At 72.5% G+C, this 18898-nt stretch carries 17 protein-coding genes; 6 read left to right on the forward strand and 11 right to left on the reverse strand.

The genetic code is table 11. The features are described from left to right. Positions 1 to 44: 44 nt before the first annotated feature. The 4 genes from ugpC to ABZ570_RS02885 all read right to left on the reverse strand — a co-directional run bounded on the left by ugpC (position 45) and on the right by ABZ570_RS02885 (position 4466). Positions 45 to 1253, reverse strand: a complete 1209-nt coding sequence (gene ugpC, locus ABZ570_RS02870) for a sn-glycerol-3-phosphate ABC transporter ATP-binding protein UgpC (protein WP_358056079.1) — start codon at positions 1251 to 1253, stop codon at positions 45 to 47. Positions 1254 to 1266: 13 nt separating this feature from the next. Continuing rightward, complete coding sequence (locus ABZ570_RS02875; RefSeq protein ID WP_358056081.1) at positions 1267 to 2103, reverse strand: carbohydrate ABC transporter permease; 837 nt, start codon at positions 2101 to 2103, stop codon at positions 1267 to 1269. 1 nt (position 2104) lies between these two features. After that, positions 2105 to 3100, reverse strand: a complete 996-nt coding sequence (locus ABZ570_RS02880; RefSeq protein ID WP_358056083.1) for a sugar ABC transporter permease — start codon at positions 3098 to 3100, stop codon at positions 2105 to 2107. Between the two features lie 76 nt (positions 3101 to 3176). Then, on the reverse strand, positions 3177 to 4466 hold the full coding sequence (locus ABZ570_RS02885; protein WP_358056085.1) for an ABC transporter substrate-binding protein: 1290 nt from the start codon (positions 4464 to 4466) through the stop codon (positions 3177 to 3179). Between the two features lie 260 nt (positions 4467 to 4726). Here ABZ570_RS02885 and ABZ570_RS02890 point away from each other — a divergent pair, with 260 nt between their 5' ends. The 3 genes from ABZ570_RS02890 (at position 4727) to ABZ570_RS02900 (ending at position 6373) form a co-directional block, all read left to right on the forward strand. Further along, positions 4727 to 5431 carry a VOC family protein gene (locus tag ABZ570_RS02890; RefSeq protein WP_358056087.1) on the forward strand — a complete coding sequence of 235 codons (705 nt, stop codon included), beginning with the start codon at positions 4727 to 4729 and terminating at the stop codon, positions 5429 to 5431. 187 nt (positions 5432 to 5618) lie between these two features. Further along, the gene (locus tag ABZ570_RS02895; protein ID WP_358056089.1) at positions 5619 to 6050 is read left to right on the forward strand and encodes a hypothetical protein; all 432 of its coding nucleotides are present in this window, start codon (positions 5619 to 5621) and stop codon (positions 6048 to 6050) included. Positions 6051 to 6097: 47 nt separating this feature from the next. Then, on the forward strand, positions 6098 to 6373 hold the full coding sequence (locus ABZ570_RS02900; RefSeq protein ID WP_358056091.1) for a hypothetical protein: 276 nt from the start codon (positions 6098 to 6100) through the stop codon (positions 6371 to 6373). Between the two features lie 36 nt (positions 6374 to 6409). Here the strand turns inward: ABZ570_RS02900 and ABZ570_RS02905 are convergent, their stop codons facing one another. The 7 genes from ABZ570_RS02905 to ABZ570_RS02935 all read right to left on the reverse strand — a co-directional run bounded on the left by ABZ570_RS02905 (position 6410) and on the right by ABZ570_RS02935 (position 14484). Continuing rightward, the gene (locus ABZ570_RS02905) at positions 6410 to 7342 is read right to left on the reverse strand and encodes a rhomboid family intramembrane serine protease (protein WP_358056093.1); all 933 of its coding nucleotides are present in this window, start codon (positions 7340 to 7342) and stop codon (positions 6410 to 6412) included. 34 nt (positions 7343 to 7376) lie between these two features. After that, positions 7377 to 8015, reverse strand: coding sequence for a L,D-transpeptidase family protein (locus ABZ570_RS02910; RefSeq protein WP_358056095.1), 639 nt, complete (start codon positions 8013 to 8015; stop codon positions 7377 to 7379). Positions 8016 to 8399: 384 nt separating this feature from the next. Continuing rightward, complete coding sequence (locus ABZ570_RS02915) at positions 8400 to 9191, reverse strand: DUF4184 family protein (protein WP_358056097.1); 792 nt, start codon at positions 9189 to 9191, stop codon at positions 8400 to 8402. Between the two features lie 22 nt (positions 9192 to 9213). Beyond that, the gene (locus ABZ570_RS02920) at positions 9214 to 9924 is read right to left on the reverse strand and encodes an HAD family hydrolase (protein ID WP_358056099.1); all 711 of its coding nucleotides are present in this window, start codon (positions 9922 to 9924) and stop codon (positions 9214 to 9216) included. Positions 9925 to 10005: 81 nt separating this feature from the next. Next, the gene (locus tag ABZ570_RS02925; protein ID WP_358056101.1) at positions 10006 to 11178 is read right to left on the reverse strand and encodes a hypothetical protein; all 1173 of its coding nucleotides are present in this window, start codon (positions 11176 to 11178) and stop codon (positions 10006 to 10008) included. Position 11179: 1 nt separating this feature from the next. Further along, positions 11180 to 11701, reverse strand: coding sequence for a SigE family RNA polymerase sigma factor (locus ABZ570_RS02930; protein WP_358056103.1), 522 nt, complete (start codon positions 11699 to 11701; stop codon positions 11180 to 11182). A gap of 80 nt (positions 11702 to 11781) precedes the next feature. Then, positions 11782 to 14484, reverse strand: a complete 2703-nt coding sequence (locus ABZ570_RS02935; RefSeq protein ID WP_358056105.1) for a glucosidase — start codon at positions 14482 to 14484, stop codon at positions 11782 to 11784. A 42-nt stretch (positions 14485 to 14526) separates the two neighbouring features. On the opposite strand from ABZ570_RS02935, the gene ABZ570_RS02940 reads away from it, so the two are divergent. From ABZ570_RS02940 to ABZ570_RS02950, 3 genes are all read left to right on the forward strand, one after another. Further along, the gene (locus ABZ570_RS02940; RefSeq protein ID WP_358056107.1) at positions 14527 to 16467 is read left to right on the forward strand and encodes an amylo-alpha-1,6-glucosidase; all 1941 of its coding nucleotides are present in this window, start codon (positions 14527 to 14529) and stop codon (positions 16465 to 16467) included. Between the two features lie 149 nt (positions 16468 to 16616). Further along, positions 16617 to 17942, forward strand: coding sequence for a glycosyltransferase family 4 protein (locus ABZ570_RS02945; RefSeq protein WP_358056109.1), 1326 nt, complete (start codon positions 16617 to 16619; stop codon positions 17940 to 17942). Between the two features lie 139 nt (positions 17943 to 18081). Next, the gene (locus tag ABZ570_RS02950; RefSeq protein ID WP_358056111.1) at positions 18082 to 18891 is read left to right on the forward strand and encodes a metal-dependent hydrolase; all 810 of its coding nucleotides are present in this window, start codon (positions 18082 to 18084) and stop codon (positions 18889 to 18891) included. Positions 18892 to 18898: the final 7 nt, after the last annotated feature.

The raw sequence follows: 18898 nt of genomic DNA on the forward strand, positions 1-18898 counted from the left end.
GGGTCGGCGGGTGCGCCACCGGCCCCTCAGCGGGCCCGCGCGGTTCAGTCCGCGAGCGCGCCGGCCGCCCGGCCCTCGTGCAGGGTCAGGTTCCGCCCGGTCGCCGGGTCGAACAGGTGGATCTTCTCCAGGTTGAACCAGACCCGCCGGTTCTCCCCCTCCCGCACCGGCGACTCCGCCGACAGCCGGGTGACCAGGCTGGCACCGGCGCCGGTGAAGTCGGCGGCGCCCGCGTCGGCGGCCAGCTCCTCCAGCTCGGCCGCGCTGGCCCGTTCCCCCTCGACGGTGAGGTAGACGTACTTGTCGGAGCCCATCGACTCGACGATCTCGACCGGCGCCTCGAACTCCAGGCCACGGCGGCGGGTCTCGTCGTCGATCAGCGCGGCGTCCTCGAAGTGCTCGGGCCGGACGCCGAGGATCAGCTCGCGCGGCGCGTCGGCCCCGGACAGCTGCCGGCGGATCCGCTCCCCGATCGGCAGGTCCCCGAGCGCGGTCCGCAACCTGCCCTCCTCGACCGCCGCGTGCAGGAAGTTCATCGACGGCGAGCCGATGAAACCGGCGACGAAGAGGTTGCGCGGGTGGTCGTAGAGCTCCTGCGGCGGGCCGACCTGCTGCACCGCACCGCCTCGCATGATCACCACCCGGTCGCCGAGGGTCATCGCCTCGGTCTGGTCGTGGGTGACGTAGACGGTGGTGGTGCCGAGCTGCTTCTGCAGCCGGGACACCACGGTACGCATCTGCACCCGCAGCTTCGCGTCCAGGTTGGACAGCGGCTCGTCCATCAGGAACGCCTTGGGCTGGCGTACGATCGCCCGGCCCATCGCCACCCGCTGCCGCTGCCCACCGGAGAGGTTGGCCGGTTTGCGGTCCAGCAGCGGGGTCAGCTCCAGGACCTTCGCCGCCTCCTCGACCTTGGTGTTGATCGTCTCCTTGTCCAGCTTCGCCAGCCGCAGCGGGAACGCCATGTTCTCCCGCACCGTCATGTTCGGGTAGAGCGCGTACGACTGGAACACCATCGCGATGTCCCGGTCCCGCGGGGCCTTGTCGTTGACCCGCTCCCCCGCGATGCGCAGCTCACCGGAGCTGATGTCCTCCAGCCCCGCGATCATGTTCAGGGTGGTGGACTTCCCGCAGCCGGACGGGCCGACCAGGATGACGAACTCGCCGTCGGCGATCTCCAGGTCGACGTCCCGCACCGCCATGGTCCCGTCCGGGAACCGCTTGCTCACCTTGTCGAGCACGATGTCAGCCACGACTATCACCTAACTATCCCTTGACGGCGCCGGAGGTCAGGCCGGAGACGATGCGGCGCTGGAAGAAGAGCACGAAGAGGATGATCGGTACGGTGATCACCACGGCGGCGGCGCAGATCGCCCCGGTGGGGTCCTCGAACTGCGACGCGCCGGTGAAGAACGACAGCGCGGCCGGCACCGTGCGGGACCGCTCGGTGGAGGTCAGCGAGATCGCGAACAGGAAGTCGTTCCAGCAGAAGATGAAGACCAGGATGGCCGTGGTGAACAGCCCCGGAGCGGCGAGGGGGGCGATGACCCGCCGGAACGCCTGGCCCTGGGTGGCGCCGTCCATCTTCGCGGCCTTCTCCAGGTCCCACGGGATCTGCTTGAAGAACGCCGACAGCGTGTAGATCGCCAGCGGCAGCGCGAAGGTGATGTACGGCAGGATCAGCCCCGGCCAGGTGTCGAAGAGGCCGAGCTGCCGTTCGATCTCGAACAGCGGCGACACCAGCGACACCTGGGGGAACATCGCGATCAGCAGGGACACCCCGACCAGCAGCCGCTTGCCGGGGAAGTCCAGCCGGGAGATCGCGTACGCGGCCATCGCGCCCAGCACCACCGCGACCAGGGTGGCGATCAGCGCGATGCCGATCGAGTTGGCCAGGGCCCGGACGAACTGGTCGGTGGCGAAGATCGTCCGGTAGTTGTCCAGCGTCCACTCCCGGGGGATGAACTTCCCGTCGGTGAGCGTGGCCGGGGTCTTGACCGACAGCGAGGCGATCCAGAGCACCGGGATCAGCGCGAAGACGACGACGATGACGTCCAGCAGCCCCCAGCGCAGCTTCGCCCGCGTGGTGGTTTCGGTGGCCATGTCAGCGCCTCTCTCCGTCGTCGCTGCCCGGGGCAGCGGTGCCGAACAGTTTCACGAAGACGAACGCGATGACCGCCACGGTGAGGAAGATCAGCACCGACATCGTGGAGCCGATGCCGAGGTTCAGACCCCGGATCAGGTTGTTGTAGGCGAGCATCGACACCGACGAGGTCTCGTTGCCACCCGCGGTCAGGATGAAGATGTTGTCGAAGACCCTGAACGCGTCCAGCGTGCGGAACAGCAGGGCGACCAGGATCGCCGGCTTCATCACCGGCAGCATCACCCTGGTGAACCGCTGCCAGGCCGTCGCGCCGTCGGTGGCGGCCGCCTTGAGCAGGTCCTCCGGCACCAGCGCCAGGCCGGCCATCAGCAGCAGCGCCATGAACGGCGTGGTCTTCCAGATCTCCGCCAGCATGATGATCGCCAGCGAACTGGCCCGCTCGGTCAGCGGCGCGCTGCCGTCGAAGAGGTTCGCCAGGTAGCCGGTGCCGGGCGTCCAGGCGTACCGCCAGGAGAAGGCGGCGACGACCGTGACGATGCCGTACGGGATCAGCGCCGCGGTCCGGACGATGCCCCGCCCGACCAGCGTCCGGTGCATGATCAGCGCGAGGCCCATGCCGAGCACCAGCTCCACCGCGACGGTGACCACGGTGATCAGCGCGGTGACCCCGAACGCCGTCCACCAGAACTGGTTGGTCAGCACGGTGGCGTAGTTCTCCAGCCCGACGAACTCCCGCTGGTCGGGGAAGCGCAGGTCGAACCGCTGCAGGGACAGCCAGACCGAGTAGAGGATCGGGTAGGCGGTGACCAGCAGCATGACCAGCGCGGCCGGCGCGCAGAGCAGCCAACCGAGGCGTCGCTCGGCCCGTTTGTTCTCGCTCAGCGGCGGCTTCGAGCCGCGCCGGGCCCGCTGCGCCGGCACGGCGGCGTGCCGCCCGCTGGTGCGCTCCGCCTCGCCGGCGACCTGAGCACCGGTCGGAGTGGCGTTGACACTCATCGTGTCACCTCCCTGCGGTCGGCGCCGCGATGAGGCACCACGGCACTGAGCCGGATGGTTCGCTCGCTGCGCTCGCTCACGGCAGGACCCCCTTCGACTCGAGGGCGTCGGCGATGGCCTTGCGGAGCTCGTTCGCCGTCTGCTCGGGCCGGATGCCCGACGGCGGCGACAGGATCGCCGACATCACCGTGGAGATGCTCTGGTACGCCGGGGTCAGCGGCCGCACCGCCGGTTCCTTCAGCTCCTCCAGGATGGTCTCCTTCATCGGGTACGCCTTGTCCATCTCCGGGTCGGCGTAGACCTGCTCGATGGTGGGCGGCACGCCGTCGTTGACCGCGGAGAACTTCTGGTTCTCGGCGTTGCGGAGGCACTTCGCCGCGTCGAAGGACTCGGCCGGGTGCTTCGAGTACGCGCTGACCGCCAGGTTGATGCCGCCGATGGTGACCCGGCTCGGGGTGCTCGCGTCGATGCCCGGCACCCGCGCCCACTTCACCTTCTTCGCCAGGTCCGGGTTGGCCTCCTGCATCGCCGGATACACGAACGGCCAGTTCACCTGGAAGGCGCCGGCGCCGGACTGGAACTCCAGCCGGACCGGGTCCTCGGTGGCGTTGCTGAACGACGGCGACGTCACGCCCGACGTGGCGAACTTCTTGAGCTGGTCGAGCGCCCGGACGGCGCCGGCGTCCATGGCCGCCGTCCTGCCGTCGTCGCTGAGGATCTTTCCGCCGGCGCTCTCGGTCAGGGTGTTGTAGAGGACGACCAGGCCCTCGTACTGGGCGCCCATGGTGAGCACCTGGTACGGCTTGCCCGCCCGCTTCAGCCCCTGCGCCGCCGAGATCATCTCACTCCAGGTCTTCGGCGGCTGCGGCACCAGATCGGTGCGGTACCACAGGAGCTGGACGTTGGTGTGCTTCGGCGCCGCGTACAGCTTGCCCTGGTAGCGGGCGGTGTCCAGGGGGCCTGCGAGGGTGCCCCGCTCCGCCTCGGCCTTGTCCTGGCCGGTCCATTCCCGGATCCACTTCGCACTGGCGAACTCCTGGGTCCAGGTGACGTCGAGGCCGAGCACGTCCATCCCGCTGTCCTGCGCCGCGAGCCGCCGAACCAGCTGCACCCGCTGGTCGTCGGCCTGCCTCGGCAGCACCCGGTTGACGATCCGGTAGCGGCCCTGGGCCTGGGCGTTGCAGTCGTCGACGACCTTCTGCAGGTTCTGCTCGGGCGGGTAGTACAGGTTGATCGTCGGCGGGCCGCCGTCAGCGCCGGAGCCGCAGGCGGCCAACGGGGCCACCAGCGCCAGCGCGGCGGCGGTCGCCGCCGCACGTCTGGCCGGCCGCCGTCGACGCCTGGCCGCGTCGGGGTCTGTCCTCATCGCCCTCCCCCTCTTTCTTCGGCGAGAGCCGGGGGACCACCCGTGCCCCGGCGCACGGCGAGACGGTCGGGACGCGGATGGCGAAAAATCGTCCGGCGCCCCGGGCGTTTCGTGGGCCCAACAGTGCCCGACCTGGGACGCTGCGAAACCTGACGGTCACGAGACGAACACAACAGGACCGCAGTGTGAGACGGGTCACCCCAGCCGGTCGACAGGTACCGGGACCGCGCGTATCGGGGGCGGCCGGCATAGTGGGACACATGATCGCGCGTTTCAAGGACCTCTGCATGGACGCCGTTGACGCCCACCGGCTCGGCGCCTTCTGGGCCGGCATCCTCGACGGGAGGTTGGTCGACACCGGTGACGGCGACACCAGGATCGATCCCCGCGCGGCCGACTCCCCGGCCGAGTCGATCTGGGTCAACACCGTGCCCGAGCCGCGCACCGGCAAGACCCGGGTCCACCTCGACCTGCGCCTCGCCGACCCGGCACCGACCGCGCTGCTGGCCGCCGGCGCGCGGCTGGTCCGCGAGCCGGACGCGGAGATCAGCTGGTGGGTGCTGGCCGACCCGGAGGGCAACCAGTTCTGCGCGTTCCGCCCCCGCGCAGGCGCGCTGCCCGGCGTCTTCGAGCTGGTCGTCGACAGCGCCGACCCGGCGGCCCAGGCCTCCTGGTGGGCCGGGGTGGTCGGCGGCCGGGTGGAGACCACCGAGGAGGGTGCCGTTGCGGTGGTGGGCGCGGACGGCTTCCCCTGGGACCACTGGGTCTTCGACCCGGTGCCGGAGCGTAAGCGGGTGAAGAACCGGTGGCACTGGGACGTCACCCTGGCCGGCGTCGACGTCACCGCACTGATCACCGCCGGCGCCACCCTGCTGCGTGAGCCCACCGACACGACCGGCTGGTGGGTGCTGGCCGACCCGGAGGGCAACGAGTTCTGCGCCTTCCCGCCGCGTCCCGACCGGTGAGCGGCGAGGCTGTGCGGCGGCGACCCGGTCGACTACCGTTTGGGTAGCTCAAGCAGCCAGCGCGTCGCCGTCGAAGTCGATACGCCTCCGGCCGACCCCAGCCCGCCCGTTCGGTTGGTTCTCGCGTGAACCCGCCTCCGCCGTACCACGGGTTGGGCAGGATCGTCCCAACGAGGAGGTTTCCGTCGTGCAGGACACCCGCGCTCTCGCCCTGACGTTCGAGGTGAGCGGCCTGCCCCCGGTCAAGACCGAGGCCCTGTCCATCTTCGCCGCCGGGCACCGGCAGGCGGCGAGGGTCCGCGCCCTGCTGGAGGCCGCTTGCGCGGCGGCCCAGCGCACCGGCTGGACCCCGCTCGACGGTCCGGTCGAGGTGGACCTGACGCTGCGCTGCCCGCCCGGGCACCGCACCTCCGACGCCAGCACCCTGCTGGGCGGGATCTGCGCGGTGCTCCAGGACAAGAAGCGGGTGGCGAACATCGGCCTGGCCCACCTCGGGGTGCTGGTCGACGTCGCCCTCTACGGCGACGACCGGCAGATCCGCCGGCTGTCGTACGTCGAGGAGCCGGCGGAGAACTTCTCGTACCAGGTCCGGGTGGCCGCCGTGCCGGCGGTGGTTTGACCGACGATCGCGGTGGGGTACCGCGGACGCCGACGAAGGGAGCGCCAGTGTCGGAGCCACATGTCACGCTCGACCCGAGCGGGCTGGACCCGGTGCAGCGGAAGCTGCGCGGCCCACTGGAGGAGCAGCTGACCTCGGCCCTGCAGGCGGCCACCGAACGGGTCCGTGCCAGCTACGCGGGCGAGCCGGTCGAGGAGGTCTGCCGCCGGCTGCTCGACGAGACCCGGTCGGGCCTGCACCCCGACATCGCCGCCGGCTTCCAGCCCGACATGGAGGAGTTCTGCCGGGTGGCCGTGGCGATCGTCCGGGGCGAGGTCGCCTGAGTCAGCCGGCCGAGCGCCCCGGGTCGGACCTGGCGGTCAGGTGGCGAGGTCGAGCGACCACGCCACGACCAGCGCGACGAGCAGCACCGCCAGCCCGGCGGTGACCGCCACCTGCACGGCGGTTCTCCGCTTCGCCGGCGCGTACGCCATCCCGATCGCGGCTGCGGCGCCGGTGAGCAGGCCGCCCAGGTGCCCCTCCCACGACGTCCAGCCGGCGGAGAGCACCATCCAGAGCAGGAACGGGATGAGCACCCGGTTGCGGTCGATCGGCTGGTGGTGCAGGCGCCGGGTGAGCACGACGTAGCAGCCGGCCAGCCCGTACACGGCGCCGGAGGCGCCGACCACCGCCTGGTGCGGGGCGACGAGGAACGCCAGGACCGACCCGCCGACCGCGGCGAGCAGATAGACCGCGAGGAAGCGCAGGTGACCCAGCCGCTCCTCGACCACCCGGCCGAGCAGCCAGAGCCAGTACATGTTGAACAGGATGTGCAGGATGCCGAGCGCGCCCTGGGTCGGCAGCAAGTGCAGGAACGCGGAGGTGACCAGCCGGTACCACTCGCCGTGCGCGATCCCGATCGGCGTGAGCCCGGGGTGGACGGCGCCGTCGTCGACGTACCGCTGGCCGCTGGCGTCGACCAGCCCGGCGCCCAGGCCGTCGAACTGGCCCATGATCGCCGGGTGCACCAACGTGACCAGGTAGGCCAGCACGTTGAGCGCCATCAGCAGGTACGTCACCTGCGGCCGGTCGACCAGCCGGGCGCCGAACACGGTACGGGCCTGGCGGACCGTCCGGTTGTCGTCGCGTACGCAGTCGGGGCAGCGGTGCCCGACCGGCGCCTCGCGCATGCAGTCCGGGCAGATGTGCCGGTCGCAGCGGGTGCAGCGCAGCAGGGTCTCCCGCCGGGGGTGCCGGTAGCAGGTGGTCGCGGTGTCGCCGTGCGGCGGCTCGCCGGTGCTGATCGGGTCCATGGGGTGTGCGGTCCTCGGGTGCTCGGGGGGCTGCTCAGTACCGGTCGAGGTGCTGCGCCGGGCACAGCACGACGCGCGGCGACGCCGCCGGGTCCAACCAGGTCAACACCGCGACGAGGTGGTCGTGGGCCAGGCTCACGCACCCGGCCGTGGCGTTCCCCTCGGCCCGGGTGAACTCGTGCAGGAAGATGCCGCTGCCGGCGTGGGGCACCGGCGTCTCCACCGTGGGCGGCATGTTGTAGGTGATCACGGCAAGGTGCGTGTAGGCCGGGTCCTCCCGCCAGAGCGCCTCGCTGTGTCCACCGGGGTTCGTGGCCGACCGCTGGAAGCTGTTGTAGTGCGGGGAGTCGGGGTCCGCGTTCCACCAGTCGTCGGCGGCCACCCGGTGGTAGGGGTAGCGGACGCCCGGGTCCGCGGCGATGCCGTACATCGTCGGGCCGATGGCGTAGACGCCGGTCGGCGTGGTCGGCACGCCCTCGACGTGCTGGTCGCTGAACCCGTCGGCGCCGATCCGGGCCGGCAGCGGTGGAAGGGCCGGGCTCCAGCGGTGGTCGACCCTCGCGTACGCCTGGAGGGTGGCGCGGGTGGTGCGGCAGCCGTCCCCGGTGACGACGACGGCCTGCCGGGTCTGCGGCGGCAGGGTGGTCAGCTGGACGGTGCCGGTCGGGTTCACGCGGAAGATCCTCGCATGTGTCCGGCGAGCGCAGCCGCTCGCGACCGGTGGCACCAGCGGCTCGGACGCTCGGGGCGGGTCAGGACCGGGTCCGCAACTCCCCGGTCCTGACCCTGGCCGTCCGGAGTGGCAGCGGATTTCGCCGTCTCAGGCGCCGGGGGGCGTGGCACGTCGCCCACCCCGGGCCGCACACGGCGAGCCGGCCCGCCTGCACTCAGCTCCACGGTGCCCCACTACCGGACTCGGCGCGCCCCCGGCTCACCCCGACAAGCCGTGAACGCGGGCTCAGGTTAGGCAGGTTGTCGCAGGCCGAACAAGCTCTGGCGGGGCCGACGGAATGTGATTGATGTCAATGAAGAAATCCGGCATGTCGGTGTAACAGGGTCAGCCGGCCGGACGCTGTTCCTCGTCGAGGCGATCGCCACGCCAGGCGTTCGACCGGGCCGGGGTCAGACCACCGGCCGCGGCGGCACCGGCGACCAACGCGAGTGCCGAGAGGTGGAGCAGCCGCACCCCGGCCGGCGCCGGGACGTCGGCGGCGGGCAGGCCCGGCAGCACCAGTACGCCGGCCGCGGTGACCGGCAGCGCGACCGCCCAGAAGACGGCGGGCCGGGCCGGCGGCGCGGGCGGCCGTACCCCTTCGAAGATCTCCCGCCGGCGGGCGGCCCGCAGCGCCAGGGCGACCACCACGGCGGCCCCCGCCAGCGTGCTGAGCACGTCCGAGAGCAGCCACCAATGGATTCCGGTCGCGGCGTGGAAGTCCTGGATTCCCAGCAGCCGCAGCCACCGCTCGGTGTGGGTGACCCGGTCCCAGGCGACGTGGCTGAACGCGCCGATGAGCGCCGAGCAGACCGTGACCTGCCAGGGGTGCCGGACGCCGGCCAGCGCGGCGTGGTCCCGCCAGGCGAACAGCCGCTCGCCGGGTAGGTGCACCGCGATGCCGGCGATCACCCGGCGCACGATCCAGGCGTACGCGAGCGCGACCGGCAGGCACCACCAGAGCAGCCCGCCGAGGGTGTGGGTGCGCAGGCCGACGTCGAGCCGGGTGCCGGTGAACAGGTAACCGACGTCCGGCGCCACCGCTCCGGTGGCCAGTGCCACCCCGTCGAACCAGCGCGGTCGCCACAGCTTCAGCGGCAGCACCGGCGCCAGGTGCGAAGGGAAGGTCAGCGGCACGAACCGGACCTTACCCGCCCGGTCAGAAGTGCTGACGCAGGTCGGGAAACGCGGCCAGCCGAATCACCCCGGCGTCGCTCGGGTCGAGTTCGTCGTGCTCCAGCACCCAGGTGTTCTCGTTCGGGATGAAGACCGCGTTCATGCCGGCCGCCCGGGCGGGCAGGATGTCCGACCGCGGCGAGTTGCCGATCATCCACGCGCCGGCCGGGTCGAACCCGTGCTCGCGGGCCAGCCAGCGGTAGGTGTCGACGTCCTTCTCCGGCACGATGTGCGCGGCCCGGAAATGGTGCAGCAGCCCGCACGCGTCGAGCTTGCGCTGCTGCTCCTCGCGCTCCCCCTTGGTGAGCAGCAGCAACTCGTGCCGGGTGGCGAGGTCGTCCAGCGTCTCCGCGACCCCGGGCATCAGCTCGACCTGGTGGCCGACCAGCGCCGCCGCCAGGTCCTCGATCTCCGTGCGCTCCCGCTCGGTCGCCGGGCGCTGCCGCAGCTTCGCCAGGCACTCCCCCAGGCTACGCAGGAACACCTTGCTGCCGTAGCCGTGCGCGACGGCGTTGGCCCGCTCGATGTCGTCGAGCACCGACCGGATCTCCACCCGGTCCAGCGTCGGATGGTCCAGCCAGTCGAGGAAGTCGTCGATCACCCGCTCGAAGAGAATGTTGTTCTCCCAGAGCGTGTCGTCGGCGTCGAAGACGAGCACCTCGGCGTCGCGGCGCCGCCCCGTAACCTGCTCCATCGAATTCCTCCCAGGCAACCCGGGACACGGTACTGCCTGCGCCGGAGCGCGGGCACGCCGGTTTCGCCGACGCGCCCGCGGTCACCTCCCGGGTGGCCCGAGCAGCCCGTCGATCGCGGCCACCAGGGCCGCACTGGGTCGGACGCCGCTGCTCTTCCCGCTGACCAGCGCCGGGCAGGGCGCCCGGCGCAGCCAGAACTCGGCGGTCGCGCCCGTGGCGTCCGCCACGAGCAGGGAGTCGAACGCCGTCGGCGGCGGATAGCCGGGATAGCCGCCGCAGGTGGTGGTCCTGGCCCGGTCGAAGGCGGCGTTGACGGTTGGGCGCAGCGCGTCGGCGGCGTCCAGCCGCTCGCTTCGCTGCCCGGTCAGCCGGGCCAGCGAGTCGCCCACCTCGTACCGGCACGCCGTCACCGCGACCAGCCTGGTCGGCAGTTGCGGGGAACGGCCCGGGTTGTCGGTGGAGATCCGGTCGTCCAGGCCGCTCCGGTCCGGAGTCAGGCGGAGCCGGCTGGTCGGGATGCTCGGGGCGCAGGTCGGGGTGGGAATCGTCTCGGGTGGCGTCCGGGCGACGAGCTGCGCCCGGTACCGGTCGAAGAAGGTGGTGAACAGGGCGAAGTCGAGTCCCCGTCCGCGCCCGCCGCTGACGGCCACCCCGCAGTTGGCACTGGTGTAGACGGTGACCGGCTGCCGATCCGGGTATCGCAGGACGAAGGCGAGCTCGTGGTCGCGGTGCACGAAGCTGCAGCGGAGTTCCTGGTCGTCGCCGGATCGCTGGGGTGATGGGGAGCCTGGGCTGGTCGGGTACGGCGGTAGGGAGTTGATGACCCGGACGACGTCGCTGACCCCGACGGTGAGCACCCGGGGACCGCTCAGCCCGGCCCGCGCCGACCCGGTGGCGGGCACCTCGCACGCCGTGACCTCCACGGCGCCCTCGGGCACCAGCGGCTCGCTGCCGCCGTACGGGGCCGACCGAAGGTCCGGGAACTGCCCAAGGTGGGTCGGACAACGCGGTTCCTCGACGGCGGGTCGGGTCGCCGCCGGCGGCGCCGGGTCGGCCCTGCCGCCGGTGAACCCCTGGACGCCCCCGACGGCCAACCCGACGGCCAGGACCACGGCGAGCGCGCTGCCACCGACCAGGCGCCGTCGGTGCCGGCGGACCCGCCGCGCCACCGCGCCCAGCCGGTCCGCCGGCGGCGACAGCGGGGGAACCGCCTCGGTCAACAGCGACCTGATGTCCTCGTCCTCGTGCCTCATCTCATGACCTCCAGGCGGCGAACAGCTCAAGGTTCGGATCGGTACGCAGGGCCCGTAGGGCGCGGGAGGCCTGCACCTTGACCGTGTTGGGCGAGCAGCCGAGCAGTTCCGCCGTCCGCTCCACCGACAGGTCCTCGACGTAGCGGAGCACCACCACGGCCCGCTGCTGCCGGCTGAGCCGGGCCAGGGCGCGGCGCACCGCGTCCCGGTTGGCGGACTCGCCGGCCAGGTCGCCGTACTCGGGCTCCTCCGGCGACGGGCCGGGGACCTCGCCGCGCCAGCGCCGGCGCCACCAGGACACGTACGTCGTGAACAACGCCCTGCGCAGGTACGCCTCGGGATGCCCGCCGGTCGTGATCGAGGCCCAGCGCCGCCAGGCGGCCGCGAGAACCGTCTGCAACAGGTCCTCGGCTCGTCCGGCGTCCCCGGTGAGCAGCCAGGCGGAGCGCAGCAGCGCGTCGGAGCGCGCCGCGACGAACTCGGCGAAGCCGTCCGGCGGTGCCGGTTCCTGGTGTCGTCGCATGGAAATGTGTACCTCCCGACTGGTGAACGCGCCGGGAGGGCGCTCAGGTTAACGCGGCGGCCACCCGAAAGGGCGGGAGGTCAGCGGCGCAGGGTGAGGATCAGGTCGGCGACCAGCGCGGTCCACCCGGTCTGGTGCCACGCCCCGAGCCCGGCGCCGTTGTCGCCGTGGAAGTACTCGGGGAAGGCGATCAGGTCCCGCCAGTCGGGGTGGGTCTGGAAGAGCTGGCAGGCGCCGTAGATGGGCCGCCGGCCCCAGCCGTCCCGGGTGAACAGCGAGATCAGCCGCGCGGACAGGTCGTCGGCGATCTCGTCGAGGGTCCGCTTCCGGCCGGCGCGGGTCGGGTACTCCACCTGCAGGTCGTCGCCGAAGAAGGCGGCGTAGTCGCGCAACGCGCTGATCAGCAGGAAGTTGGTCGGCAGCCAGATTGGGCCGCGCCAGTTGGAGTTGCCGCCGAACAGCCCGCTGGTCGACTCGGCCGGCTCGTAGCCGACGCTGAACTCCTGCCCGCCGAGGGTCACGGTGAACGGCTTGTCCAGGTGGGCGCGGGAGAGCGTACGCAGGCCGTACTCGGAGAGGAACTCGTCGGTGTCGAGCATCCGGGCGAGCAGCCGGACCACCTCCTCGGGCCCGACCATGGACAGCAGCCGCTGCTGGCGGCCGTCCGGGCCGATCCGGCGGGCACCGATCACGTCGGCGTACTCGGGGCGGTTGGTGAGGAACCAGCGCAGCCGGGCGCCCAGCTCGGGCAGCCGGTGCAGGGTACGCGCGGTGAGCCGGGTGGTCGCCGCGAGCGGCAGCAGCCCCACCACCGAGCGGACCTTCAGCGGCACCTTCGTGCCGTCGGTCAGCCGCAGCACGTCGTAGAAGAAGCCGTCCTCGTCGTCCCAGAGCCCCTGGTCGTACGCGGCGGCGGCGATGTACGTGAAGTGCTCGAAGAACTTCGTGGCGACGTCCACGTACGCCCGGTCGTGCTCGGCGAGGACGATCGCCATGTCGAGCAGGTTCAGCGCGTACATGGCCATCCAGCCGGTGCCGTCGGACTGCTCGAGCACCCCGGCGACCGGCAGCGCGGCCGAGCGGTCGAACGGGCCGACGTTGTCCAGCCCGAGGAAGCCGCCCTCGAAGACGTTGTTGCCGCCGGTGTCCTTCCGGTTGACCCACCAGGTGAAGTTGAGCAGCAGCTTGTGCATCACCCGGGCGAGGAACTCGTGGTCCCGGGAGCCGTCGATCTCGAAGACCTTCAGCGCGGCCCAGGCGTGCACCGGCGGGTTGACGTCCCCGAACGCCCACTCGTACGCCGGGATCTGCCCGTTGGGGTGCAGATACCACTCGCGCAGCAGGAGCAGCAGCTGTTCCTTGGCGAAGCCGGGGTCGACCCGGGCGATGGTCACGCAGTGGAAGGCCAGGTCCCAGGCCGCGTACCAGGGATACTCCCAGGGGTCGGGCATGGAGATCACGTCGAAGCTGGTCATGTGCCACCAGTGGCTGTTGCGCCCGTGCCGGCGCCCGGCGGGGGGCGGCGTGGAGCCCGGGTCGCCCTCCAGCCACCGCTTGACGTCGAAGTGGTAGAACTGCTTGCCCCACATCAGCCCGGCGATGGCCTGCCGGGCCACCAGGGCCTCGTCGGCGCTCGCACCGGCCGGGATGACCCCGTCGAAGAAGTGGTTGGCCTCGGCGCGCCGCGCCCAGAGCACGCTGTCGAAGTCGTCGCCGAGGTCGGCCGGGGGCGGCGGCGCGCTCGCCGGCGGCGGGGCGGTCCGGGTCAGCCGCAGCCGGATCTGTCGCTGCCCGCCGGCCGGCACCTCCAGCACGTAGTGCAGCGCCCCCTTGGTGCCCTCCCGGTCCGGGTTGACCGTGGCCGCGCCGGCCACCACATGGTCGTTGATCCCGTCCTTCGGGTACGGCGACCGCCCGGGCAGCCCCCACAGCCGCTCGGCGTTGGAGTCGTTGTCGCACAGCAGTGGCGTGGGCTCCCCGTCGCCCTCCAGCAGCAGCTGCCCGAGCACCCAGTGCTCGCCGACCAGCCGCGAACCCTCGCCGACCAGCCGCGGCACCCGGTCGCCGCCCGGCAGCCCCCACGCCCAGGTGTTGCGGAACCACAGGGTGGGCAGCACGTGCAGGGTCTCGTCCCGGTCGCCCCGGTTGGCGACCGTCACCAGGACGCACAGGTCGGTCGGGGACGCCTTGGCGTAGTCGACGGTCACCGCCCAGTACCGGTCGTCGTCGAAGATCCCGGTGTCGACCAGCTCGTACTCGGTGTCCTCCCGGCCGCGCAGCGCGTTCACCGCGACCAGCTCGTCGTACGGGAAGGCGGCCTGCGGGTAGTGGTAGCGCCAGCGCATGTACGAGTGGGTGGGGGTGGAGTCCTCGTACCACCAGTACTCCTTGACGTCCTCCCCGTGGTTGCCGCCGTCGCCGCCGAGGCCGAACATCCGCTCCTTGAGGATCGGGTCCCGCCCGTTCCACAGCGCCAGGGCGAAGCAGAACGTCTGCCGGTCGTCGCAGACGCCGGCCATGCCGTCCTCGTTCCACCGGTAGGCTCGGGACCGCGCGTGATCGTGGGGGAAGTAGTCCCACGCCGTACCGTGTTCGCTGTAATCCTCCCGTACCGTCCCCCATGCCCGTTCGGACAGATAGGGACCCCATGCGCGCCAGTCCTGCGCCCCGGCGTCGGCCTGGGCCAGCCGGTGCCGCTCGGGGTCAGGGGCCGCGGAGGTCGGGCGGTCAGCGATCACCTGCACATCTTCGACGCCGCCGGGGTACATCTCCACAGCGGCCATTGTCGTCGTGGCGCGTCACACCTCGCCGCCGGTGGAGGAAAGTTGATCGACATTCGTTTCGGCCCGCAGGTCTGCGGGGAGCTGTCCGCCTCCTCGACCAGGGAGTGGCTGGTCACCGACGGCCTGGGTGGCTACGCCATGGGCACGGTCAGTGGGCTGCGCACCCGCCGCTACCACGGGCTGCTCGTGGTGGCCGGGGAGACCGCCGCGTCCCGCCGGGTGGGACTGGTCAGCCTCGACCCGGCGCTGACCCTGCCCTCCGGCGCGCGGATCCGGCTCGGCGCCCACGAGTGGGCCTCGGGCGTGGTCGACCCGCGCGGCTACGAACTGCTGGAGCGCTTCGACCTGGCCGACGGGGTGCCGCGCTGGCGGTGGCGGATCGGCGAGGTGGTGATCGAGCGGGAGATCGCCATGGCGTACGGCCGGTCCTGCGTCGCGGTGGTGCACCGGCTGATCTCCGGCGGGCCGGTCCGGCTGGACCTGGCGGCGACCTGCACCTGGCGCGACGCGCACGGCGAGCGCCGTGCGGACGGGCCGGCCCCACGCCTGGAGCCGACGGCAGACGGCGCGGTCGTCGAGGGCGCGTTCCGGCTCGCCGGGCCGGACTGGGTGCCCGAGGGGCAGTGGTGGCTGGGCGTGCACCACCGCGAGGAGGCGGCGCGCGGCCTCAACCCGGACGAGGACCTCTGGTACGCGGGCGGGTTCTCCGGCGCGCTCGACGAGCCGGGCGCCACGGTGTCGGTGCTGGCCTGGGCCGGCGACCTGGCCGAGGAGCCGCCGCCGGCGACCGTGCTGGTCGAGGCGGCCCGGCGCCGCAACCGGGCGGTGGTGGCCGCGGCGAGACCGGCCGACCCGGTGGCGACCACCCTGGCCCTGGCCGCCGACGCGTTCGTGGTCCGCACCGGCGCCGGACCGGACGTGGTGGCCGGCTACCCGTGGTTCGGCGCCTGGTCGCGGGACACCATGACCTCCTACGAGGGGCTGTTCCTGTGCACCAACCGCGCCGACGAGGGGCGCGAGCTGCTGCGCGCGTACGCGGCGACGCTGTCGGAGGGGATGCTGGCCAACACCGCCGACACCGGGCGGGTGGAGTACAACACCGTCGACGCGACGCTGTGGTTCCTGCACGCGGTCAGCCGGCACGTCACGCTCACCGGCGACACCGACCTCGCCGACGAGCTGCTGCCCGCGCTGCACGCCGTGGTGCAGGCGCACCTGGCCGGGACCCGGTACGGCATCCGGGTCGACCCGGCCGACGGGCTGATCGCCCAGGGCGGCACCCCGGGCACCGCGCTCACCTGGATGGACGCCCGGGTGCACGGCGTGCCGGTGACCCCGCGTACCGGCAAGCCGGTGGAGGTGAACGCGCTCTGGGTCAACGGGCTGGCCGGGCTCGCTGAGCTGACCGAGCTGGTCGGCCGGGACGCCACCGCGCTGTGGGGGCTGCACACCCGGGCGGCCACCGCGTTCCGGGAACGGTTCCCGGCGCCGGCGGGGTGGCTGCACGACGTGGTGGACGCGCCCGCCCCGGCGTACCCCCTCGGTGGCACCCCGCGGCACGACGACGACCTGCTCCGCCCCAACCAGCTGCTCGCCTGGTCGCTGCCGTACGCCCCGCTGGAACCGGACGAGGTGGCGCTGCGCCGGGTCGCCGAGGGCCTGTTGACCCCGCTCGGGCCGCGCAGCCTCGCCCCGGACTGCCCCGGCTTCGTGGGCCGGCACCGGGGCGGGCCGGCCGAGCGGGACGCCGCCTACCACCAGGGCACCGTCTGGCCGTGGCTGATCGGGCCGTTCGTCGACGCGTACCGCCGGGCCGGGTTGCCCACCGATGACCTGTTGGTGGGGCTTGAGGCGCATCTGGTGGAGTTCGGCCTGGGTTCGGTGAGCGAGACGGCCGACGGCCTCGCCCCGCACGCCGCCACCGGCTGCCCCTTCCAGGCGTGGTCGGTCGCCGAGCTGCTGCGCGTACGCCGGGCCCGCTGACGGGCGGCTGTTACACCCCGGCAATCACCACGTCTCCGCTGGTTATCGACCACTCGGCAGGATGGGCAGCGATCCCGGCGCGACGACCGGCACCCGGCGCGGTGCCGGTCCCCGCCTGGGGACGGGAGCCACAACTCAGAGGGGGCCGCATGTCAGCCGACGCCGACGTGATCGACATCCAGCCCGCCCGGCACCAGCGGGTGCTGATGCTCTCCTGGGAATACCCGCCCGTGCTCGTCGGTGGCCTCGGCCGCCACGTGCACGCCCTCTCCGTCGCCCTGGCCGCCGCCGGCCACGAGGTCACCGTCGTCACCCGGCACGCCGAGGGGGCGCCCCTGGAGGAGTACGCCGACGGGGTACGGATCCTGCGGGCCGCCGAGGACCCGGTGCGCTTCCCCCTCACCACGGACTCCCTGCTGGCCTGGACGATGGCGTTCAACCACACCCTCACCCGGGCCGCGCTGCGGGCCGCCGAGGCCGCCGGGTACGACGTGATCCACGCCCACGACTGGCTGGTCGCGCACACCGCGGTCACCCTGGCCGAGCACCTCGCCCGGCCACTGGTCACCACCATCCACGCCACCGAGGCCGGCCGGCACCAGGGCTGGCTGCCCGCGGAGATGAACCGCACCATCCACGGCGTCGAACACTGGCTCAGCAACGCCTCCACCCGGGTGATCGCCTGCTCCGGCTACATGCGCGAGCAGGTGGCCCGGCTGTTCGACGTGCCCACCGCACGCGTCGACGTGGTTCCCAACGGGGTGGACGACCGGGCCTGGCAGCCCCGCCCCCGCGCGGTCGCCGCCGCCCGCGCCCGCTTCGCCGGGGACGGCCCCCTCGTCGGGTACGCGGGTCGGCTGGTCTACGAGAAGGGTGTGCAGCACCTGGTGCACGCCGTGCCGTACCTGCGGGACCGGCACCCCGGACTGCGCGTGGTGATCGCCGGGGACGGGCCGTACCAGGAGGAACTGGTCGACCAGGCCCGGCGGCTGCACCTCGGCGACACCGTCCGGTTCGCCGGCTTCATGGACGCCACGCAACTGCCGGCGGTCCTCGCCGCGACCGACGCGACCGTCGTCCCCAGCCTCTACGAACCGTTCGGCATGATCGCCCTGGAGGCGGCGGCCGCCGGGGCGCCGCTCGCCGTGGCACACACCGGCGGGCTCGCCGAGATCGTCGAGCCCGGGATCACCGGGGTGACCTTTCCGCACAGCGACCCGGACGCCCTGGCCGGCGCGGTGGACCAACTCCTCGGCGACGAGGTCTTCGCCCGCCGGGTCGCTCGCCGCGCCCGCACCATGGTCACCCGGCGGTACGGCTGGGCCACCGTCGCCGCCCGCACCGCCGGCAGCTACGCCCGCGCCCGCCGGGAACACGGCGCCTTCCAGGCCCGCCGGGCCGCCGCCCAGCTGGCCGATGGCCGGGCCGCCATCACCATCCCCGACGGAAACCTGCTCACCGGCGCCGCGAGCTGAGGCCCGGGGCCGCCCGGTGGTCAGGCGGCCCGATTCCGGCTGTCTCCCCAGTGGACCGTCCGGGTGATCCCCTCGACCCGACGGCCTGACTAGAGTGACGTAGTTTGTCGATCAAGATCTCTGGGGAGGGCGAGTCGAGATGATGGGACCGTCCCACGCGCTGTCCGGCGCGGCGGTGTGGCTGACCGGCTCCTGGGCGTTGGACCAGTTCGCCGACTACCATCAGACGCCGCTGGCGCTGGCGGTGGGCACCGCGGTCTGCGCGGGCGGGGCGCTCTTCCCCGACCTCGACCTCTCCGGCAAGGTGACCCGCAACCAGGGCGGCGCCACCGTCGCGCGCACCTTCGGCGTGGTCAGCCTCTTCCTCGCCGAGGTGATGGAGAAGGTCTCACTCGGCGTCTACTACGCCACCAAGCTGAGCAAGGACCCGCGCCGCAACAACGGGCACCGGACGCTGACCCACACCGTCCCGTTCGCGGCCCTGGTCGGCTGGGGCACCACCGCCCTCTGCGCCCACTACGGCAAGTGGGCCGTGGTCAGCATCCTCTTCTTCATGATCGGGCTGGCGCTGCGCGGGCTCTTCGACAAGTGGGCCGAGCGGGCCGGCTGGGTGGTGGTCACCCTCGTCTCGGCGGCCGCCGCCTGGTTCACCTTCGCCAACCTCCCCGGCGACCGGGGCTACCCGCTCATCGGCACCGCCGTCGGGGTGGGCTGCATCGTCCACGTCCTCGGCGACATGATCACCCGGGCGGGGGTGCCGATCCTCTGGCCGATCCCGATCAAACGGCGGATGTGGACGATGATCGGAGTGCCCAACAGCATCGCGCTGCGCACCGGCAGCAAGGCCGAGACGGTCGTGCTGCGCACGGCGATGACCGTCCTCGCGGTGCTCGCCGCGGTGGGGCTGGTCGCGCCGTCGGTGCTTCAGCGGTTCAACAACGGGGTGTGACGGCCCC

The sequence above is a fragment of the Micromonospora sp. NPDC007271 genome, from assembly GCF_040634005.1.
Taxonomy (GTDB): domain Bacteria; phylum Actinomycetota; class Actinomycetes; order Mycobacteriales; family Micromonosporaceae; genus Micromonospora.

What these genes read in the sequence shown, in the direction of transcription:
- ABZ570_RS02950 (WP_358056111.1), top strand. Translation starts at nt 18,082, where the DNA reads ATGATGGGACCGTCCCACGCGCTGTCCGGCGCGGCGGTGTGGCTGACC.
- ABZ570_RS02890 (WP_358056087.1), top strand. Translation starts at nt 4,727, where the DNA reads ATGATCGCGCGTTTCAAGGACCTCTGCATGGACGCCGTTGACGCCCAC.
- ABZ570_RS02925 (WP_358056101.1), bottom strand. Translation starts at nt 11,178, where the DNA reads ATGAGGCACGAGGACGAGGACATCAGGTCGCTGTTGACCGAGGCGGTT.
- ABZ570_RS02935 (WP_358056105.1), bottom strand. Translation starts at nt 14,484, where the DNA reads ATGGCCGCTGTGGAGATGTACCCCGGCGGCGTCGAAGATGTGCAGGTG.
- ABZ570_RS02885 (WP_358056085.1), bottom strand. Translation starts at nt 4,466, where the DNA reads ATGAGGACAGACCCCGACGCGGCCAGGCGTCGACGGCGGCCGGCCAGA.
- ABZ570_RS02945 (WP_358056109.1), top strand. Translation starts at nt 16,617, where the DNA reads ATGTCAGCCGACGCCGACGTGATCGACATCCAGCCCGCCCGGCACCAG.
- ABZ570_RS02920 (WP_358056099.1), bottom strand. Translation starts at nt 9,924, where the DNA reads ATGGAGCAGGTTACGGGGCGGCGCCGCGACGCCGAGGTGCTCGTCTTC.
- ABZ570_RS02930 (WP_358056103.1), bottom strand. Translation starts at nt 11,701, where the DNA reads ATGCGACGACACCAGGAACCGGCACCGCCGGACGGCTTCGCCGAGTTC.
- ABZ570_RS02875 (WP_358056081.1), bottom strand. Translation starts at nt 2,103, where the DNA reads ATGGCCACCGAAACCACCACGCGGGCGAAGCTGCGCTGGGGGCTGCTG.
- ABZ570_RS02880 (WP_358056083.1), bottom strand. Translation starts at nt 3,100, where the DNA reads ATGAGTGTCAACGCCACTCCGACCGGTGCTCAGGTCGCCGGCGAGGCG.
- ABZ570_RS02905 (WP_358056093.1), bottom strand. Translation starts at nt 7,342, where the DNA reads ATGGACCCGATCAGCACCGGCGAGCCGCCGCACGGCGACACCGCGACC.